At 59.5% G+C, this 17,085-nt stretch carries 11 protein-coding genes; 7 read left to right on the forward strand and 4 right to left on the reverse strand.

Going from position 1 to position 17,085, the window contains the following annotated elements; all coding sequences use genetic code 11:
• Window positions 1-70 precede the first annotated feature (70 nt).
• Entirely contained in the window at window positions 71-1,567 is a 1,497-nt protein-coding gene (locus tag LUB09_RS04305) for a PAS domain S-box protein (RefSeq protein ID WP_209980967.1), read from the reverse strand.
• 196 nt (window positions 1,568-1,763) lie between these two features.
• On the opposite strand from LUB09_RS04305, the gene LUB09_RS04310 reads away from it, so the two are divergent.
• The 3 genes from LUB09_RS04310 (at window position 1,764) to LUB09_RS04320 (ending at window position 3,887) form a co-directional block, all read left to right on the forward strand.
• Window positions 1,764-2,732, forward strand: coding sequence for a hypothetical protein (locus tag LUB09_RS04310; RefSeq protein WP_231421752.1), 969 nt, complete (start codon window positions 1,764-1,766; stop codon window positions 2,730-2,732).
• Between the two features lie 120 nt (window positions 2,733-2,852).
• Window positions 2,853-3,473 (forward strand): transglycosylase SLT domain-containing protein, encoded by a 621-nt coding sequence (locus LUB09_RS04315; protein WP_122457676.1) that lies wholly within the window; start codon window positions 2,853-2,855, stop codon window positions 3,471-3,473.
• Window positions 3,474-3,542: 69 nt separating this feature from the next.
• Entirely contained in the window at window positions 3,543-3,887 is a 345-nt protein-coding gene (locus tag LUB09_RS04320) for an FKBP-type peptidyl-prolyl cis-trans isomerase (protein ID WP_209990257.1), read from the forward strand.
• A gap of 211 nt (window positions 3,888-4,098) precedes the next feature.
• On the opposite strand, the gene LUB09_RS04330 is transcribed toward LUB09_RS04320, so the two are convergent.
• The 3 genes from LUB09_RS04330 to LUB09_RS04340 all read right to left on the reverse strand — a co-directional run bounded on the left by LUB09_RS04330 (window position 4,099) and on the right by LUB09_RS04340 (window position 8,238).
• A complete protein-coding gene (locus LUB09_RS04330) occupies window positions 4,099-5,271 on the reverse strand; it encodes a hypothetical protein (RefSeq protein WP_231421753.1) in 1,173 nt (390 codons plus the stop codon).
• Window positions 5,272-5,285: 14 nt separating this feature from the next.
• Window positions 5,286-6,173, reverse strand: coding sequence for a nitrilase family protein (locus LUB09_RS04335; protein ID WP_209980973.1), 888 nt, complete (start codon window positions 6,171-6,173; stop codon window positions 5,286-5,288).
• Window positions 6,174-6,288: 115 nt separating this feature from the next.
• Window positions 6,289-8,238 (reverse strand): flavin monoamine oxidase family protein, encoded by a 1,950-nt coding sequence (locus tag LUB09_RS04340; protein ID WP_231421754.1) that lies wholly within the window; start codon window positions 8,236-8,238, stop codon window positions 6,289-6,291.
• Window positions 8,239-9,011: 773 nt separating this feature from the next.
• Here LUB09_RS04340 and mgtA point away from each other — a divergent pair.
• The 4 genes from mgtA to LUB09_RS04360 all read left to right on the forward strand — a co-directional run bounded on the left by mgtA (window position 9,012) and on the right by LUB09_RS04360 (window position 17,080).
• Window positions 9,012-11,717, forward strand: coding sequence for a magnesium-translocating P-type ATPase (gene mgtA, locus LUB09_RS04345; RefSeq protein WP_209980975.1), 2,706 nt, complete (start codon window positions 9,012-9,014; stop codon window positions 11,715-11,717).
• A 93-nt stretch (window positions 11,718-11,810) separates the two neighbouring features.
• Window positions 11,811-12,527, forward strand: coding sequence for an MgtC/SapB family protein (locus LUB09_RS04350; protein ID WP_209980977.1), 717 nt, complete (start codon window positions 11,811-11,813; stop codon window positions 12,525-12,527).
• 296 nt (window positions 12,528-12,823) lie between these two features.
• On the forward strand, window positions 12,824-13,450 hold the full coding sequence (locus LUB09_RS04355; RefSeq protein WP_209980979.1) for a response regulator transcription factor: 627 nt from the start codon (window positions 12,824-12,826) through the stop codon (window positions 13,448-13,450).
• A gap of 36 nt (window positions 13,451-13,486) precedes the next feature.
• On the forward strand, window positions 13,487-17,080 hold the full coding sequence (locus tag LUB09_RS04360) for a transporter substrate-binding domain-containing protein (RefSeq protein WP_209980981.1): 3,594 nt from the start codon (window positions 13,487-13,489) through the stop codon (window positions 17,078-17,080).
• The last annotated feature ends 5 nt before the right edge of the window (window positions 17,081-17,085 follow it).

The following is a 17,085-nucleotide window of genomic DNA, read 5'->3' on the forward strand; positions in this document are numbered from 1 at the left end:
TCAAGGTTATTGATCGCTCCCCCGCGCCAGAAGGCGAATTCGCACTAGAGGCACTAGTGCATTTGCATGTCTAAGGCTTGTTTTTCAGGCGCAGTTCTCCGGCAAACAGTCCGCGTTCACGGGCCCAGACGATCGCTGCGCTGCGGCTGTGCACCCCCAGTTTGGAATACACCGTGGCCACATGATTACGCACGGTATTGGGCGCCAGCTTCAGGCGCGAGGCGATTTCCTTGTCGGCCAGGCCTTCGCAGATCAGCCCCAGTACATCGCGTTCGCGCGCGGTCAGGTCGGTGAAGGTCACGTTCGGCAGGTTGGGGCTGTTGACGCTTTTGGCGTTGGCCAGCTTCTCGATCAGGGTCTGGCTGAACCACGAAGCGTCCTGCATCACTTCTTCGATGGCTGCCACCAGTTCCAGCTCCGAGCGTTTGCGTTCGGTGATGTTCATCAACACCAGCAGGTAGCAGGGCACGTTTTCGATGCTCACGGTGTCGGCGGACACCACGCAGTCGATCACTTCATTGCCTTTTTTGCGCACTTTCAACTCTTGCCCGTCGAGGTTGCCGACCTTTTCCAGGGTCGCGAACAACTGCGCGCCGGCTGAAGCGCTGTCGATAAAGTCGATGTCTTCGATGGCCTTGCCGATCAGCTCCTGGCTGATATAGCCGGTGATGTTCATGAACGCTTCGTTGACGTCTACCACCTGGCGGTTGGCGGCATTGCACACCAGCGTCGGCACGGGCGTGAGGCGGAAGGATTTGGCAAAGCGTTCCTCGCTCTGGCGCAGGGCGATTTCCGCCTTGCGCCGTGGCTCCAGGTCCATGAAGGAAAACAGCATGCAGTCTTCCTCGTTCATGTCCAGCGGCTGCCCGGCGACGATCACCAGTTTGCTGCCGCCTTCTGGCAGTTTGAGTTCGGCCTGCATTTGCGGGATGGTCGCGCCTTCCCCCAGGCGCTGGATGGCCAGGTCCTTGCGCTCGGCCTGCTCCAGCACGTCCAGTTCATACACGGACTTGCCGATGACCTGGTCGCGGTTGTAGCCGGTCATTTCCAAAAAACCCTGGTTGACCTTGATGTAGCGCAGATCACTCAGGCGGCAGATCACGGCGGGCGCCGGGTTGGCGTTGAAGGTTTTTTCGAAGCGCTGCTCGGCGCTGGCCCACTCGGTGGCGTCGCTGAGGATCAGCACCAGCAATTCCGGCTCACCCTTGGCATCGGCGATCACCAGGCTGCGCAGGCGGTGCACCCAGGTTTTGTCCGGGTCGGCGGTAGACGTGACTTCGACCACCACATCGCTGAATTCATCGCCGGCGGCGGCTCGGGCGAGGGGGTAGTTGTCCGCCTGCACCGGGTGATTGTTTCGATAGCGCAGAGCAAAGCGTTCGGCGTATTGCCGGCCGTCGCTACCGAGGCCCATCACATCGCCGACGCCGTGCATGGCCAGCGCGGCTTCGTTGGCCCAGAGGATGGTCTGGTCGACCTCGGCCAGGATCACGCCATCGGATAAGCCCGAGATGATCTGCTGCAATTGGCGGCGGTTGGTTTCTTTGGCAAGAACGTCCTGTGTCATGGGCTCTCCGATCTTTAAGTGCATGAAACTACGACAGGGGAGGTTCGTGAACGTGCAGAAAAAATGATCCCGTTCAGGTGCGAATGCACCAGTGCGGATAGTGCAGATGGGCCAAGACTGAACGTATGTCGTTTCGCCACACTCACAAGATCAAGGCACTTTGCCTTGCTTCTATAACTTGTGAAGGACCTCTTGTATGACCACTGTCTATGAAACCAACCGTTCGTTGTTTCGCGTGTCCTGGAGCTCGATATTGGCCGGTAGTGCAATTGCACTGGTGACCTATCTGGTCTTGAGCGTGCTCGGCACTGCAATCGGCGCCAGCGCCGTCAACCCGATGGAAGCGGGTAACCCGCTGAGTGGTTTCGGCACCGGTGCCGGGATCTGGCTGTTCGTTTCGACGCTGGTGGCGATCGCCGTCGGTGCATTCGTGGCCGGGCGTACTGCGCCGGATCGCGGCGGTCTGCACGGCGTGCTGACCTGGACCCTGACCACCCTGTTCACCACCTGGCTGCTGGCCGGCCTGGCCTCAAGCGTGGTCGGCACTGCCGGCAATGTAGTGGGCAAAGGCCTGTCGGCTGCCGGTAGCGGTATCGCCGCCGCCGCACCGGGCATCGGTGACAGCATCAAGCAGCAATTGAACGAGCAGGGCATCCAGCTGGACTGGAACAGCCTGCAGGGTCAACTCGACACCTTGCTCAAGCAGACCGGCAAGCCTGAGTTGGACCCGTCCAACGTCGAGCAGAAAACCGATCAGGCCGCTGCTGATGGCAAGCAGTCGGCAACCGATGCTGCGAACAATCCTGCCCAGGCCGGCGATGAGTTGAAACAGTGGTTCGAACGCGTCAAGGCTTCGGGCGAACCGGCGCTGAACGCTGCCGATAAGGAAGCACTGGTCAATATCGTTGCTGCGCGTACTGGCAAGAGCAAGGCAGAAGCTACCCAGATCGTCGACAACTATGCCCAGGCTTATCAGCAAGCCATGCAGAAGGTTGAAGAACTCAAGCAGCAAGCCGAGCAGAAAGCCCGCGAAGCCGGTGAAGTGGCCGCCAAGCAACTGTCGCGCGCTGCCTGGAGCACTTTGGCGATGCTGTTGCTGGGCGCTGCCTTGAGCTTCTTCGTAGGCCGTTTCGCACTGACCAGCCGTCGCGTGCCATTGGCCTGATTCAAGCCAGCGCTTGCGCCACGGTTGTGGCGCAGGCGCTGGAGACGCGATGAGCAGTCGGCATCGGCGTCAATGAGTGCGTAAAATGGGCGCCTTTCGCATATCACGCAAAGGTGCCCCTTGAGCGCAGGCAAAGCTGTCGGACTGTTGGTCCTCACTTCCCTACTGGCCGCGTGCGGCACCTCGCCGCCGCGCAGTCCCAATGACCTGTGTGCCATCTTCCGCGAAAAGGACGACTGGTACGACGCCGCCAAGGTCACGCAAAAGCGCTGGGGCGTGCCAATCGAAGTACCGTTCGCCATCATGTATCAGGAGTCGGGTTTCCGCCACGACGCCAAGACCCCGCGTAAATACCTGCTGTGGATCATCCCCTGGGGCCGCGTCTCTACCGCATCCGGCTACGCCCAGGCCAAGGATGAAGTGTGGAACGACTACCGCAAAAGCACCGGCCGCAGCGGCGCCGATCGTGAAGACTTCGACGATGCCATCGACTTCGTCGGCTGGTACATGGACAAGACCTACACCATCAACGGCGTCTACAAATACGACGCGTACGGCCAATACCTGAACTACCACGAAGGCTGGGGCGGCTACCGCCAGCGCACCTACGCCGGCAAGCCCTGGCTGCTCCCGGTGGCGGGCAAGGTGCAGGCGCGTTCGCAGATGTATGCGCGCCAGTATGCCGGGTGCAAGGATGATCTGGGGCGGGGATGGTGGAGCAGGTTCTGGCGATGGTTGTAGGTTGATCGCTTGATCGCTCCCACGCAGGTGCTGCTGCACTTGCCGCACGTATTCGTCAATGAGGGCTCCATGAACAACGACCAATTGCAGATCACCGATACGCGGCCGGGCACTGGCAAAGCCGTGGTCAAGGGCGCGCTGATCACCACCCAATACACCGGCACCCTGGAAGACGGCACGGTGTTCGATTCGTCCTGGGAGCGGGGCAAGCCGTTCCAGTGCGTGATCGGCACCGGGCGTGTGATCAAGGGTTGGGACCAGGGCCTGATGGGCATGCAAGTGGGCGGCGTACGCACCTTGTTCGTGCCCGCGCACCTGGCGTATGGCGAGCGGTCGATGGGCGCGCACATCAAGCCCAACAGCAACCTGCGCTTTGAGATTGAGTTGCTGGAAGTGTTGACGCGCGAGGATTGAGGTCAGTTGGTTGTGGTTGTGGTTGTGGCTGTGGCTGTGGCTGTGGTTGTGGTTGTGGCGAGCGGGCTTGCCCCGCGTTGGGCTGCGCAGCAGCCCCACATCCAGCCGCTGCGCAATATCGCGTTCTGGAAGGGGGCGCTTCGCACCCCAACGCGGGGCAAGCCCGCTCGCCACAGAGGTCTCGGATTGCTGGTGTATTCGGTGGGGTTGTCTACATCTCGTTTAACCAGCCCACCAGCGGCACCACCAGGAGCGTACTCAGTGCCATTGAAATCACATTGCCAATATACGGATGAAAATGTGCCGGCAATCGCGCCGCAATCGCACAGGCCAATGGCGGTGCGATCAGCGCACCCAGCAGTGCGCTTGAGCCCACGACCATCCAGCTGCCGCCAAGGGTCAATACGGCGGCAGGCACTACCGATACCAGCGGCACATACGTGGGGAACCAGCCGCGCTTGATCCATTGTTGCCTCCAGATCAGCACACCCAACGCCGAAGTCAGGGCTTGTGCGCCAAGCAGTGGCAAGACCAGGCCCGAGCCGTAGGCCGGGCTGGCGGGGTTCAGCGCATAGGCCAGCAACACGCCTGCAATCAGCCCGAGGCTGGCCCACTCATTACCGAAAAACGGCGCTTCGGAAAAGTCCGCCAACACCCTGCGCGCGCTCCACACTACGCCGTAGGTGGGCGGTTTGACAGGGGCTGACCGGGTGGGCGCGGGGTGGTCCGAGCGTACCAACGAGGGCACGTGACGGCAGAGTACAAACGCCACCACGCTGCCCAGCGCCATGCCTGACACGTTGCCGATCACCACGGGCAGGCCCAGCGGCACGCACACGAAGTTCACGATCAACAGGCACATCGGCGTTACCAGTAATGCGCCCAGTACCGCCCCATTGATCGTCACTTTCCAGCCGCCGCCGAACATCAGCACCATGGCGGCCGGTAATGAAACAAACGCTGCGAATGTCGGTTGCCACGTCTGCGCAGTGACGCTCCAGCCCCAGAGCATATTGCTCAGCAGCAGCCCGAGCAGTGAACTGGTCACCAGCCAGGGCCATACTCCGCTGCCGTAGCAAATCGAAAAGCCTTGCCAGGCCTTATTGCGCGTACTCGCCCACCAGGCCAGGTACGCACCGGCCAGCAGGCCAAGGGAGGCCAGTTCATGCTTGTAGAAAGCGACTTCACTGATGTCTCCCAGTACCCAGCGGAGCCAGGCAACGGGATGGGGAAGGCTTTGCGTCATGTCGCTGTAGCCTGGCCAGGAGCCGCCGTAGCGGATGGCAATCCACAGCACCAGCAATGCACTGATGAGAAACAGGCTGAGCGCTACTGTGTCGGCCCTTGAGCGAGCCGCCTTGGACTTGGTTGATAACATCTCCATGCTGTGCCCTCCGATCAGCGTGGAAGGGCAGGGTGTTGCGCATACCCGAGCATCTGATCGTAGAGATCGCAGCGTCGGTCGCGCTGCAGGTCATTGAGGCTGTTCCAGATCGGCGCGCTGCGGGCGCTGGTGATGTCGATGTCGGCAAACAGTATCTCCTGGCGATTGGCCGAGGCCACGGCGCCGATGGGCCAGCCATTGGTGCCGGCAATCAGCGAGCAGCCAAGGTAACGGGCGTCGCGTTCTTCACCGATGCGACTGGCGGCCGCGATAAATACGTTATTGACATGGGCGGCCGTCATCGTGAGGTAGGACGCCATGCATTTGCCCGCCTCATCGAACAGCGGCGGCGGGGTCCACACCCAGTTGTTCAGGCTGCAAATGATATCGGCGCCTTGCTGGCTGAGAATTCGCGGCACTTCCGGAAACCAGATGTCCCAGCAGATCAGCAAACCGATGCGCCCGATGGGCGTTTCAAACACGGGAAAACCCGTGTCCCCGGGGGTGAACCACAGCTTTTCCCTGTTCCATAAATGGGCTTTGCGGTATTTACCGATGAACCCATCCGGGCCAAGCAGCACTGCAGTATTGAACAACTGCGTCCCGTCTATTTCGCTCAACCCGGCGACCAGATACACCTGATGTCGGCTGGCAAAATCCATCCAGGCCCTGACACTGGCTCCCTCCGGGACTGCCTCGGCGTGATCGAAAGCGTCCTGGCGACTGGTGAAGTAATAGCCACAATTGGACAGCTCTGGCAGCACGATCAGGTTGGCACCACCGTTCGCGGCGTCGGTGGCCAAGGTCAGTGTCTGACGCAGGTTGTTGGCGCGGTTGACGGTGCCGACCTGCGGGTCAAGCTGTATCACGGCTACGCGGGCGGGGCTTGCAGCTTCGGTCATGGGTGTGGCCTCTTATTTTTATACAACCGGAATGGTTGGGCGTTTATAAGAGGCGAAAATATGTTTATATAAAAGTCAGACGGTTCCTGTTGAGTCGTGGCCTGTTTCTCTTTATTTAACGCTCAACCCGATACTCTGGATAATCACTCAGGGTAAAGCCACCGTTGAAGGATGCCTGGGTCTTCTCGCAGATGTTGATCACGGTATCTATTGCTCCCCTGAAGCACGGTTCCGTCCAGCCAGCGTCAACCGAAAACGACTCGCCACACAAGTAGAGCCCTGACGCGTATGAGTAATCTCTGTTGTACTTCATCAGGCTCACCGCATCGTAGTAAGTGCCCGCACGATAAAGCTTCGCGCAACCGAGTGAGTGTTTGTCATTCATCCAGCGCTGAACGACGGCCTGTTCACGCGCTATATAAGGCGAAATCTTTTGGTGTATATTGGTCGATTTCAGAAGTATTCTATCCAGCTCGTCTATGCACTTTTCAACCAACTCTTCATCGGTGAAAACTAATAGTTTCGTGGCGTCGTCTTCCCAGGTGTAGCTGAGCAGAATGCAGTCGTAGGTGTGGTTGTTGTTATAGCGGTAAGTGTATACGTCGTGTATCAGGCTGTCCGTTACGATGGTTTGCGGGATAGTTATATTATGCGAAATAAACGATTTTTTTAACGGCGCATACACCTTGCAGCTGGTTTCCCAGTGGGCCGTTTTGTAGGCCGATATTATTTCGAAGGGAAGCATTTTCTGATCGAAGTTTTCGAGTGATATCTGCGTTTCTATTAGCCAGGAGGGTAGGGTCATGACGACGGAGTCAGCGTCGATAAACTCTTTTTTTGCCCTCTCTGGATCGGCGCTGTTCCAATCGTAGTAAACCCGTATTTTTCCGCTGTTCAATTTTTTTAGTTTTGTTACCGCGCTGCTGGTCAGTAATCCGTGCCGATGTCCAAGCAAATGTTCGTATAGCGATTGCCGGGTCTCGTCAGGCTTTATGAATAGCAGTGATTCCGCCAAAGATCCTAGGCCGATGTAACAGGGTTTGCTGAACGGCAGGCCTCTTGAATCGACGGTCTCCAGGGCATTCAGATAAGGTGAATCTTTCGGGCTGCCGTCTTCATTCACGCGGCCATGGATCAACTGTAAATGACTGCTGAAACCGAATATTGCGGTGCGAAGTGGATAAAGCGAACAGACGTCGTAAAACGCTCCCCAACTGCCATCACCAATACCTATGGCATAAAAAATTGCCGACTCCTGAGCGTTCATGCCCATCCCGCCAAAATTGCCGGGGTCATCTTGCCGCCATGTGTCGATGGCTGGCATTTTCACCAAATCCCGAAATGAAATACCTTCGTATTTTTTGACAATGGCTGTCCACATGTCATTCCAGCTTTCAGCAGCATAATGTTCGGATACGTTTAGCGTCATGCGTTCAGCAAACATTTTCCATTTTTCGAAAACCGTGCTCAAGGCTGCTCCGGGGGGCGGCGTTTTTCCATCAGCGTTCTTCCATATAAGCATGGTCGGCTCGTCACTTCCTTCTACGCTGCCTTCCCTGAGGTATATACCCGTTGATCGAACGGCAGGGCTGCCCGGATTTGGGAAGTCTGAATGCACTAATTCGAATGCGTCAGCGTAATAGGCCATGAGCGAGCGGCCCTCTTTAGGGTGTTCACCTGATTTGTTGAAGAATGGCATTCTCATTGCCCCCATTTCAAAAGGGGGACGGCCATACGTACGCGTGTTGTTTTTCCCAAAAGCGGTAAGGTGTCTGCCGCCGATGCGCTGGGACTTTTCAAGCAGCGTGATATTTTTAAAGCCGCATCTATGCAATTCGCGTGCGGTTGTCAGGCCGGTGATGCCTGCACCGATGATGCAGATTTTATGGTGGGTATCCGTTGCGTGAGCGACACCGTTTTCCTGTTCTACCAAGGCGCGATAGTCAAAGCATAAATCCGGCGGGCCAGGGAAGGTTGCTCGCCACTTATTGTCTGCGCCGCGTTTTTCCCGATGGGCCTGAGAGGCGATGTCTGCTGGGTAGTTGAAATTGGAGCCGATGGTCATCCTGATATTCCCTGTTCAGTGTTGAGTCACTGCTTACAGGGTGAGCGCTGGTGCGGATAGACGGGAATAAGCCGGGAGTGATTGTTGGATAGGGAATATCGTGTTCTCGCGTAGGTGTTGCCAATGCTGTTCAGTTAAGCGCGGACTCCCGGTGGCGAGCAGGCTTGTCCTGCGTTGGACTGCGCAGCAGCCCCAAAACCAGGCCCTGAGTAGTATCAGGTACACCGCGTTCTCCTTAATCGGGGGGCACTTCGCCCCCCAACGCGGGGCAAGCCCGCTCGCCACAGCGCCAGGTCGGGGAATTAGCGGGGGCTTTCATTGATCAAGGGGCTTGAAAATTGGTTCCTGAACCCACCCTGAAGAATTTTCGTATTCACCATTTCGACACTTTCCTACGGTTTACTCTGCCGGCACCGGGGCGTAAGCTTCGCGCGTTTTCATCAATAGCGGAGACCCTCAGTGGGTACTTGTTCGAGCGACAGTTGTCGGCCGGTCTCGGTAACCGGCACGTACTTGGCAAGGTAACGCGCATTCTTTTCGATGCCGTTGTCTCGCCAAAAAAGCGAGAAGCGGCATCCCGGTAGCGGCCAGTCCTGGCCCTGCCTCGATCCTCTCTCATCGACGCTGACCAGCCACCCGATTAACCTCGGGAGGCTACGGACGCGCCTGCCTGTTACGGCAGGCGGGCCAAATCTGTCTGTGCCTGTGAAACGGGCGCGGTGCAGAGGGCAGTACCTGCACGACGGGTTTTTACCTCGCGCAGGAGTAACACCATGAAACTCACTCTGCTCAAAGAGTTCTTCGCAGGCTTTCTGCGGACCCGCCATATCGCCCGGCATTTTCGCCGCCTGGCGATGCTCGAAACCGTGACCGACGCCAGCGTCAGCCGTGAAGTGCCGCCGACGTTGGCGCAAACCCTGGTGGCCGCCGCCAACAGTAATGCCGGGCAATTGCTCGGCACGCTGGGCAGCCATGCCGAGGGCCTGAGCACCCAGGACGCCGACGCCCTGCGCGTGCAATACGGCCTCAATGAAGTCGAGCATGAGCAGCCGCTGCCATGGTGGGTGCACCTGTGGCACTGCTACAAGAACCCGTTCAACCTGCTGCTGACCTTGCTGGCAGTGATCTCGTGGCTGACCGAGGACATGAAAGCCGCCACGGTGATTTTCTCCATGGTGGTGCTCTCGACCCTGCTGCGCTTCTGGCAGGAGGCCAAGTCGAACAAGGCTGCCGATGCGCTGAAAGCGATGGTGAGCAATACCGCGACCGTGCTGCGCCGCGATGCCGCCAAGCGCATTGAGCTGCCGATCAAGCAACTGGTGCCGGGCGACCTGATTGTGTTGTCGGCCGGCGACATGATCCCGGCGGACTGCCGCGTGCTCACGGCCAAGGACCTGTTCGTCAGCCAGGCGGCGATGACCGGTGAGTCGATGCCGGTGGAGAAATTCGTGCAGCAGCAGGACGCCGCCACGCGCAACCCGCTGGACCTGGAAAACATTCTGTTCATGGGCACCAACGTGGTGTCCGGCGCCGCCACCGCAGTGATCCTGGCGACCGGCAACAGCACCTATTTCGGCGCGCTGGCCCAACGCGTGACGGCCACCGACCGCGCCACTACGTCGTTCCAGCATGGCGTGAACAAGGTCAGCTGGCTGCTGATCCGCTTCATGTTCGTGATGGCGCCGGCAGTGCTGTTCATCAATGGCTTCACCAAGGGCGACTGGACCGAAGCGCTGTTGTTTGCGCTGTCGATTGCCGTGGGCCTGACCCCGGAAATGCTGCCGATGATCGTCACCTCCACCCTGGCCAAGGGGGCGGTGTTTCTGTCGCGCAAGAAGGTCATTGTCAAGCGCCTGGACGCGATCCAGAACTTCGGCGCCATGGACGTGCTGTGCACCGACAAGACCGGCACGCTGACCCAGGACAAGATTTTCCTGGCACGCCATGTCGACGTGTGGGGCGAGGACTCCGACGACGTACTGGAAATGGCCTACCTCAACAGCTACTACCAGACCGGGCTGAAAAATCTGCTGGACGTGGCGGTGCTGGAGCACGTGGACGTACACCGCGAGTTGAACGTGGGCACGGCCTTCCACAAGGTCGATGAAATTCCGTTCGACTTCAATCGCCGACGCATGTCGGTGGTGGTCGCCGAGCAAGGCTTGCCGCACCTGTTGATCTGCAAGGGCGCCGTGGAAGAAATCCTGTCGGTGTGCACCAGCGTGCGTCACGGTGACGTCAACGAGGCGCTGACCGACGAGTTGCTGGCGCGTATTCGCCAGGTCACTGCAGCGTTCAACGAAGAAGGCCTGCGCGTGGTGGCGGTGGCCGCACAACCTATGGCGCCGGGTCGCGATACCTACAGCCTGGCGGATGAAAACAACCTGACCCTGATCGGCTATGTCGCGTTCCTCGATCCCCCCAAGGAAAGCACCGCGCCGGCGCTCAAGGCGCTCAAGGCGCATGGTGTTGCGGTCAAAGTACTCACCGGCGACAACGAACTGGTCACTGCCAAGATCTGCCGCGAAGTAGGCCTGGAACAGCAAGGCTTGCTGATGGGCAATGACATTGAAGACATGAGCGACGCCGAGCTGGCCAAGGCGGTGGAAACCACCAATGTGTTCGCCAGGCTCACACCCAGCCACAAGGAGCGCATCGTGCGCCTGCTCAAGGCCAACGGGCACGTGGTCGGGTTCATGGGCGACGGCATCAATGATGCGCCGGCGCTGCGTACCGCCGATATCGGGATTTCGGTGGACAGCGCGGTGGATATCGCCAAGGAAGCGGCCGACATCATTCTGCTGGAAAAGAGCCTGATGATCCTCGAGGAGGGCGTGCTCGAAGGCCGTCGTACCTTCGCCAACATGCTCAAGTACATCAAGATGACCGCCAGTTCCAACTTCGGCAACGTGTTTTCGGTGCTGGTGGCCAGTGCGTTTATTCCGTTCCTGCCGATGCTGCCGATGCACCTGCTGGTGCAGAACCTGCTGTATGACATTTCGCAGATCGCGATTCCGTTCGATAACGTTGACGAGGAGATGCTCGCCAAGCCGCAACGCTGGCAGCCGGGGGACGTGGGGCGCTTCATGCTGTTCTTCGGGCCGATCAGTTCGATCTTCGACATCACCACGTTTGCCCTCATGTGGTACGTGTTCGATGCCAACACCCCGGACCACCAGACCCTGTTCCAGTCCGGCTGGTTTGTGGTGGGGCTGCTGACCCAGACGTTGATCGTGCACATGATCCGCACCCCGAAAATTCCGTTCCTGCAAAGCCGTGCGGCGATGCCGTTGATGGTGATGACCGGAGTGATCATGGCCGTGGGGATTTTCCTGCCGATGGGGCCGCTGGCGCATTACTTCAAGCTGCAGGCGTTGCCATCGCTGTACTTCGTGTTCCTGCCGGTGATTCTGCTGGCGTACATGGCGCTGACCCAGGCGGTGAAGGGCTACTACATCCGTAAATTTGGCTGGCAGTAAGACTTTATTGGCAACATTGCCTGCCCCTGTGGAAGCCAGCTCTCACAGGGGCAGGGTCGTTTTAATCAATGGCTGCAGACAGGGAAATTTTTTATGCAGGCAATCCATAACATTAACCTCGATTCGTTGATCGATACCCTGATCAGCCTCACGGCCGCGTTTATCTTCGGTGGCCTGATCGGCTTCGAGCGCCAATACCGTCAGCGCACGGCGGGCCTGCGTACCAACGTGCTGGTGGCGGTGGGTGCGGCGATCTTCGTTGACATGGCCAGCCGTCTTGGCGGTGCGGAAGGCGCAGTGCGGGTGGTTGCCTATGTGGTCTCGGGCATCGGCTTTCTCGGGGCCGGCGTGATCATGCGCGAAGAAGGCAATGTGCGCGGGCTCAACACGGCGGCCACGTTGTGGGGCTCGGCTGCGGTAGGCGCCTGTGCCGGTGCCGACCTGATTCTGGAAGCGCTGTTGGGAACTCTGTTCGTGTTGGCCGCCAATACCTTGCTGCGGCCGATCGTCAATAACATCAACCGCCAACCGCTGGACGTGGTATCGGCCGAGGTGACCAACATCCTCTATGTCATCGCGCGGCGCAGCCAGCAACAGGCGGTGATGGTGTTGCTGGAAGCCGAGCTGGCGCGCTGCAATTACCCGGCCAGTGACATTGATGTGCGGCCGTTCGGCAGCGAGGAAGTGGAGATCGAGGCCACCCTGGCCGCCACATCGGTGGATGGCGACGAGCTGGACGCGCTGGTGGCGCGTATTTCCGGTTCGACCCTGGTGGTGCAGGCGTTCTGGAGTCCGAGTACCACCGACTGACGGGGCGCGCGCAAGGCGCGTCCACGTTGCCGGATCTTCAGGCGTTGTGAGGATAAGTCCTACGCCTGGTCAGGAATATCCCTTCGGTTCAGGCGTTATTACGTTGCTAAGGTTGCGCTCTCGCTGCTATCCGGCGGCAAAAATTCGGCTGTGCCTATCCGAAAATGCTTTCAATCGAGGGGAACAGGCTGACCCGGTGTTGAGCGAGCGCAGTGCCGCCGGTCGGAACTGTCATTTCTCACAGGTACCTGCGTTTCGTGTGATGTGTGAATGTACTGGCGTCTCAGGGGAGTGTTATGAGTAAAGCGTTAATCGTCGATGATCATCCGTTTATCCGTCAAACCGTCCGGTTCCTGCTCAAACAGGAGGGTTTCACCGAGATCGATGAGGCGGGTAATGGCGCGGACGCGGTACAGAAGGCTCGGGAAGGTCGCCCGGATTTGATGATTCTTGACCTGTCCATTCCGAAGCTGGGTGGGCTGGAGGTGATCAGTCGGGTCAAGACACTGGGCTTGCCGTGCAAGATGCTGGTGCTGACCGCGTCCCTTGCGGAGTTTTTCTCTGCCCGCTGCATGCGCGCCGGCGCCATGGGGTTTGTCGCCAAGACCGGTGAACTGGACGAGCTGCAGAAGGCGATCAAGGCGGTGATGTCCAATTACAGCTGCTTTCCCAGCTTGCCGAGCAGTTCGGTACGGCGTGACGACTTGCAATCCACCGAGCTGCAACTGGTGGAGTCGCTGTCTGATCGCGAGTTGGAAGTCCTGCGCATGCTCGCACTGGGGCTGGGCAACAACCAGATTGCCGAGCAGATGCTGCTCAGCCATAAAACGATCAGCACCTACAAGACACGCCTCAAGGAGAAGTTGCGTATGTCCTCGGTGGTGCACATCGCAAAATTTGCCCAGCGCAACCACTTGATCTGACCGCACATGAGGTTCGTCAGGATTCGCCCCTTCATCATGGCCCTGTTACTGGCCTGGCTGCCGATGGTGGCGGCCGCTCTCGACGAGCCATCCTCCCTGCGTTTATTGGCGCATTCCAGTTTTCATGGTCCGTCCCCGGTATTGAAGGAGTCCGACTGGCGCTGGCTGCGTGAGCGGCGCACGTTGCTGATGGGGATTTCCGCCCCCGATTACGCGCCGTTTGACCTGACGAACAACAATGGTGAGTTCCAGGGCATCACCGCTGATTTTGCGGCGCTGATCAGCCAGGCCTTGAATGTCACCATCGAGGTCCGATCCTACGAGACCCGCGATGAAGTGATCGAAGCCCTCAAGCAGGGCGCCGTGGACTTCATCGGTTCCGCCAATGGCTATGAAGCCGCAGACCCGCAACTGGTGATGTCGCGCGCCTACGCCAACGACCAGCCGACCCTGGTCACTCGCACGGGTGACAGCCAGGCGCTGACCAGCGACCTTGCGGGCAAACGCGTGGCGATGCTTTATCACTACTTGCCACCCGAAATGGTGCGCGGTTTTTACCCCGATGCGCGTTTGGAGCTGTTTTCCTCGACGTTCGAGGCGATCGGCGCGGTGGCGTTCGGTCGCGCCGATGTGTATCTGGGCGATGCCATCAGCACCAATTACCTGATCAACCGTAACCATCTGAATAATGTGCGCATGGTGGACTTTTCCACCCTGGAAGTCAGCCCGTTTGCGTTCGCCCTGACGCGTGACAACAAGCAGTTGCTGGCAATTATCAACGCTGCGCTGACGGTGGTGCCGGCCAGCGAGCAAATGGAGATTCTGCGCCGCTGGAGTGGCGGCAACCTGGGGATTGTCGGCGCCGAGCGCTTGCAATTGAGTGCCAGTGAACAGCGTTGGCTGGAGAAACATCCACGGGTCAAGATTGCGGTGCCCGACAAGTTCATGCCGCTGTCTCTGATCGATGACCAGGGGCAATTCGAAGGGCTGAGCGCCGAGTTGCTGTCCCGTATCAGCCTGCGCACCGGCCTGAAATTCGATACCGTGCCGGGCCGCTCGATCCCGCGGCAGATCGATCAGGTGAGCGCGGGCGGAGCGGACATGCTGGCGGTGGTGACGCCCAGTGTCGAGGGCGCCGAAAAGGTTCGTTTCACCCGGCCCTATCTGACCAACCCGCTGGTGCTGGTGACCCGTGGCGAAGAGCGCAGCCCGCTTACGCTGGAGGACATGGTGGGTAAGCGCCTGGCGCTGATCGGCGGCAGTGGCCTGCACGATACGATTGCGCAGAACTTTCCCGGTATCCGTTTCGTGGACGTCGAGAACCCGGAACAGGCGCTGGCGCTGGTGGCCAATGGCGGCGCAGAGGGCGCGGTCAACTCGCTGCTCAGTGCGCGCTTTATGATCGCTCGGTCTTACCGCGACCGCCTGCGCGTTACCAGCACGATCGGCTCGGACCCCGTGCGTATCGCCTTCGGGGTCAACCGCAGCCAGCTGGAACTGTTTTCGATCCTCGACAAGGCACTGCTGAGCATCACGCCGCAGGAAATGGATGAAATCATCGGCCATTGGCGCAATGAGGTCATCATCGAGGACAGTTACTGGCTGCGTCATCGCAACATCATCCTGCAAGGGTTCGGCCTGGCTGCGCTGCTGTTGGTGATCACCCTGGGCTGGGCCATTTATCTGCGCAGCCTCATCCGCAAGCGAGTGCAGGCCGAGCGCGCCTTGAGCGATCAGATGCGCTTCATGAGCGTGTTGATCGACGGTACGCCGCATCCTATTTACGTGCGTGACCGCCAGGGACGGTTGATGGCCTGCAACAACGCGTACCTCGACGTGTTCGGCTTCAGGCTCGAAGAGGTGATAGGCAAGACCGTGGTCGAAACCGACACCGGCAACCCGCCCCAGGCGCAGCTGTTCCATGAGGATTACATGCGCCTGATGACCAGCGGCGTGCCGCAGATTCACGACAGAATCCTCAAGGTGCCGGGTAACAAGGTGCTGACCATTTACCAATGGATGCTGCCGTACCGCGATGGCGATGAGAACGTGGTGGGCATGATTGCCGGTTGGGTGGATGTGAGCGAACGGCAACGGTTGCTCGGTCAGTTGCAGGAGGCCAAGGAAGATGCGGACGCCGCCAACCGCGCGAAGACCACGTTCCTGGCGACCATGAGTCACGAGATTCGCACGCCCATGAACGCGGTGATCGGCATGATCGAGCTGGCCCTGGCGAATGCCGAGCAGGGCCGCCCCGACCGCGATGCCCTGCAGGTGGCGTCGGTGGCGTCACGCGGCATGCTGGAGTTGATCGGCGATATCCTGGACATCGCCAGGATCGAGTCCGGCCACCTTTCGCTGGCCCAGGAGCCGGCCAATCTGCATGAACTGCTGCTGTCGGTGGCGCGAGTGTTCGAAGGGCTCGCGCGGTCCAAGGGCCTGGCGCTGCAGGTGGAACTGGATCCGTTGATGGATTGCCCGGTGCTGGTTGATCCGTTGCGGTTCAAGCAGGTGATGTCCAACCTGCTGAGCAATGCGATCAAATTTACGTCGCGGGGCCAGGTGCGGTTGGGAGGATGCGTTTCGCCGACCAGCGATGCTGACCAACTGGAGTTCAAGTTGTGGGTCGAAGACGCCGGAATCGGCATCAGTGCGCAAGACCAGCAGCGCCTGTTCAACCCGTTTATCCAGGGCAGCAACAGTGAGCAATCGGCGCGCAGCGGGTCCGGGCTGGGGCTGGTGATCAGCCGCAACCTGTGTGAAATGATGGGGGGCAAACTGCACCTGAGCAGCGTACTGGGCAAGGGCACGCGGGTGGATGTGGTCGTGACGCTGGCCCGCACCGCGCGGTTACCCACCGAGCATCCGGCGCCGGTCGCGCGGGTGCAACCGGTTAAGGCATTGGACATCCTGGTGGTGGATGACTATCCGGCCAACCGCGTGCTGCTGGCCCGTCAATTGAGCTTTCTGGGGCATCGAATCAGGACTGCGGATGAGGGCAATCAGGGGTTCGAGCTATGGAAAACTGCACCTGCGGATGTGGTCATCACCGATTGCAACATGCCGCTCAAGAATGGCTACGCATTGGCCCGTGATATTCGCGCGTATGAACGCGAGCACGGCCGGGTGCCATGCCTGCTGCTGGGTTTTACCGCCAATGCGCAACCTGAAGAAACCGAACGCTGTCGCGAGGCCGGCATGGACGGTTGCCTGTTCAAACCGGCGGGCCTCGAAGACTTGCGCTCGGCGTTGGCCGCGCTCACCGATCAAGCGTCAGCTGCGGGCCAGGCCGCTGTAGTTGACTTGGGCGCTCTGGTCTCGCTGACTGGCGATGATCGCGCCGCGCTGCTTGAGCTGCTGGCGCCGTTGCTCGACAGCCTGCAGGCTGACCGCGCGCTGCTTTCGAAGCTGCACAGTGAGCTCGACTTTCACGCGTTGCATGATCTGGCTCACCGCGTCAAAGGTGGCGCGCACATGGTCAGGGCCCACGTACTGATCGCGTGTTGCGACACGCTGGAGGCGGCTTGCCTGCGCCAGGAGCGCAACGCACTGGTTGCGGCGGTAGAGGCGGTAGGCGTGGCGATTGACGATGTGCATCACGGCTTAAATGTTTATTGCAACCAGCCTTGACTGTG

This window comes from Pseudomonas sp. Leaf59 (genome assembly GCF_920984685.1).
Lineage (GTDB): Bacteria > Pseudomonadota > Gammaproteobacteria > Pseudomonadales > Pseudomonadaceae > Aquipseudomonas.

Excerpts from the sequence above, each read along its gene's own strand:
- LUB09_RS04305 (WP_209980967.1), bottom strand. The coding sequence starts at position 1,567 with ATGACACAGGACGTTCTTGCCAAAGAAACCAACCGCCGCCAATTGCAG.
- LUB09_RS04310 (WP_231421752.1), top strand. The coding sequence starts at position 1,764 with ATGACCACTGTCTATGAAACCAACCGTTCGTTGTTTCGCGTGTCCTGG.
- LUB09_RS04320 (WP_209990257.1), top strand. The coding sequence starts at position 3,543 with ATGAACAACGACCAATTGCAGATCACCGATACGCGGCCGGGCACTGGC.
- LUB09_RS04330 (WP_231421753.1), bottom strand. The coding sequence starts at position 5,271 with ATGGAGATGTTATCAACCAAGTCCAAGGCGGCTCGCTCAAGGGCCGAC.
- LUB09_RS04335 (WP_209980973.1), bottom strand. The coding sequence starts at position 6,173 with ATGACCGAAGCTGCAAGCCCCGCCCGCGTAGCCGTGATACAGCTTGAC.
- LUB09_RS04340 (WP_231421754.1), bottom strand. The coding sequence starts at position 8,238 with ATGACCATCGGCTCCAATTTCAACTACCCAGCAGACATCGCCTCTCAG.
- mgtA (WP_209980975.1), top strand. The coding sequence starts at position 9,012 with ATGAAACTCACTCTGCTCAAAGAGTTCTTCGCAGGCTTTCTGCGGACC.
- LUB09_RS04350 (WP_209980977.1), top strand. The coding sequence starts at position 11,811 with ATGCAGGCAATCCATAACATTAACCTCGATTCGTTGATCGATACCCTG.
- LUB09_RS04355 (WP_209980979.1), top strand. The coding sequence starts at position 12,824 with ATGAGTAAAGCGTTAATCGTCGATGATCATCCGTTTATCCGTCAAACC.
- LUB09_RS04360 (WP_209980981.1), top strand. The coding sequence starts at position 13,487 with ATGGCCCTGTTACTGGCCTGGCTGCCGATGGTGGCGGCCGCTCTCGAC.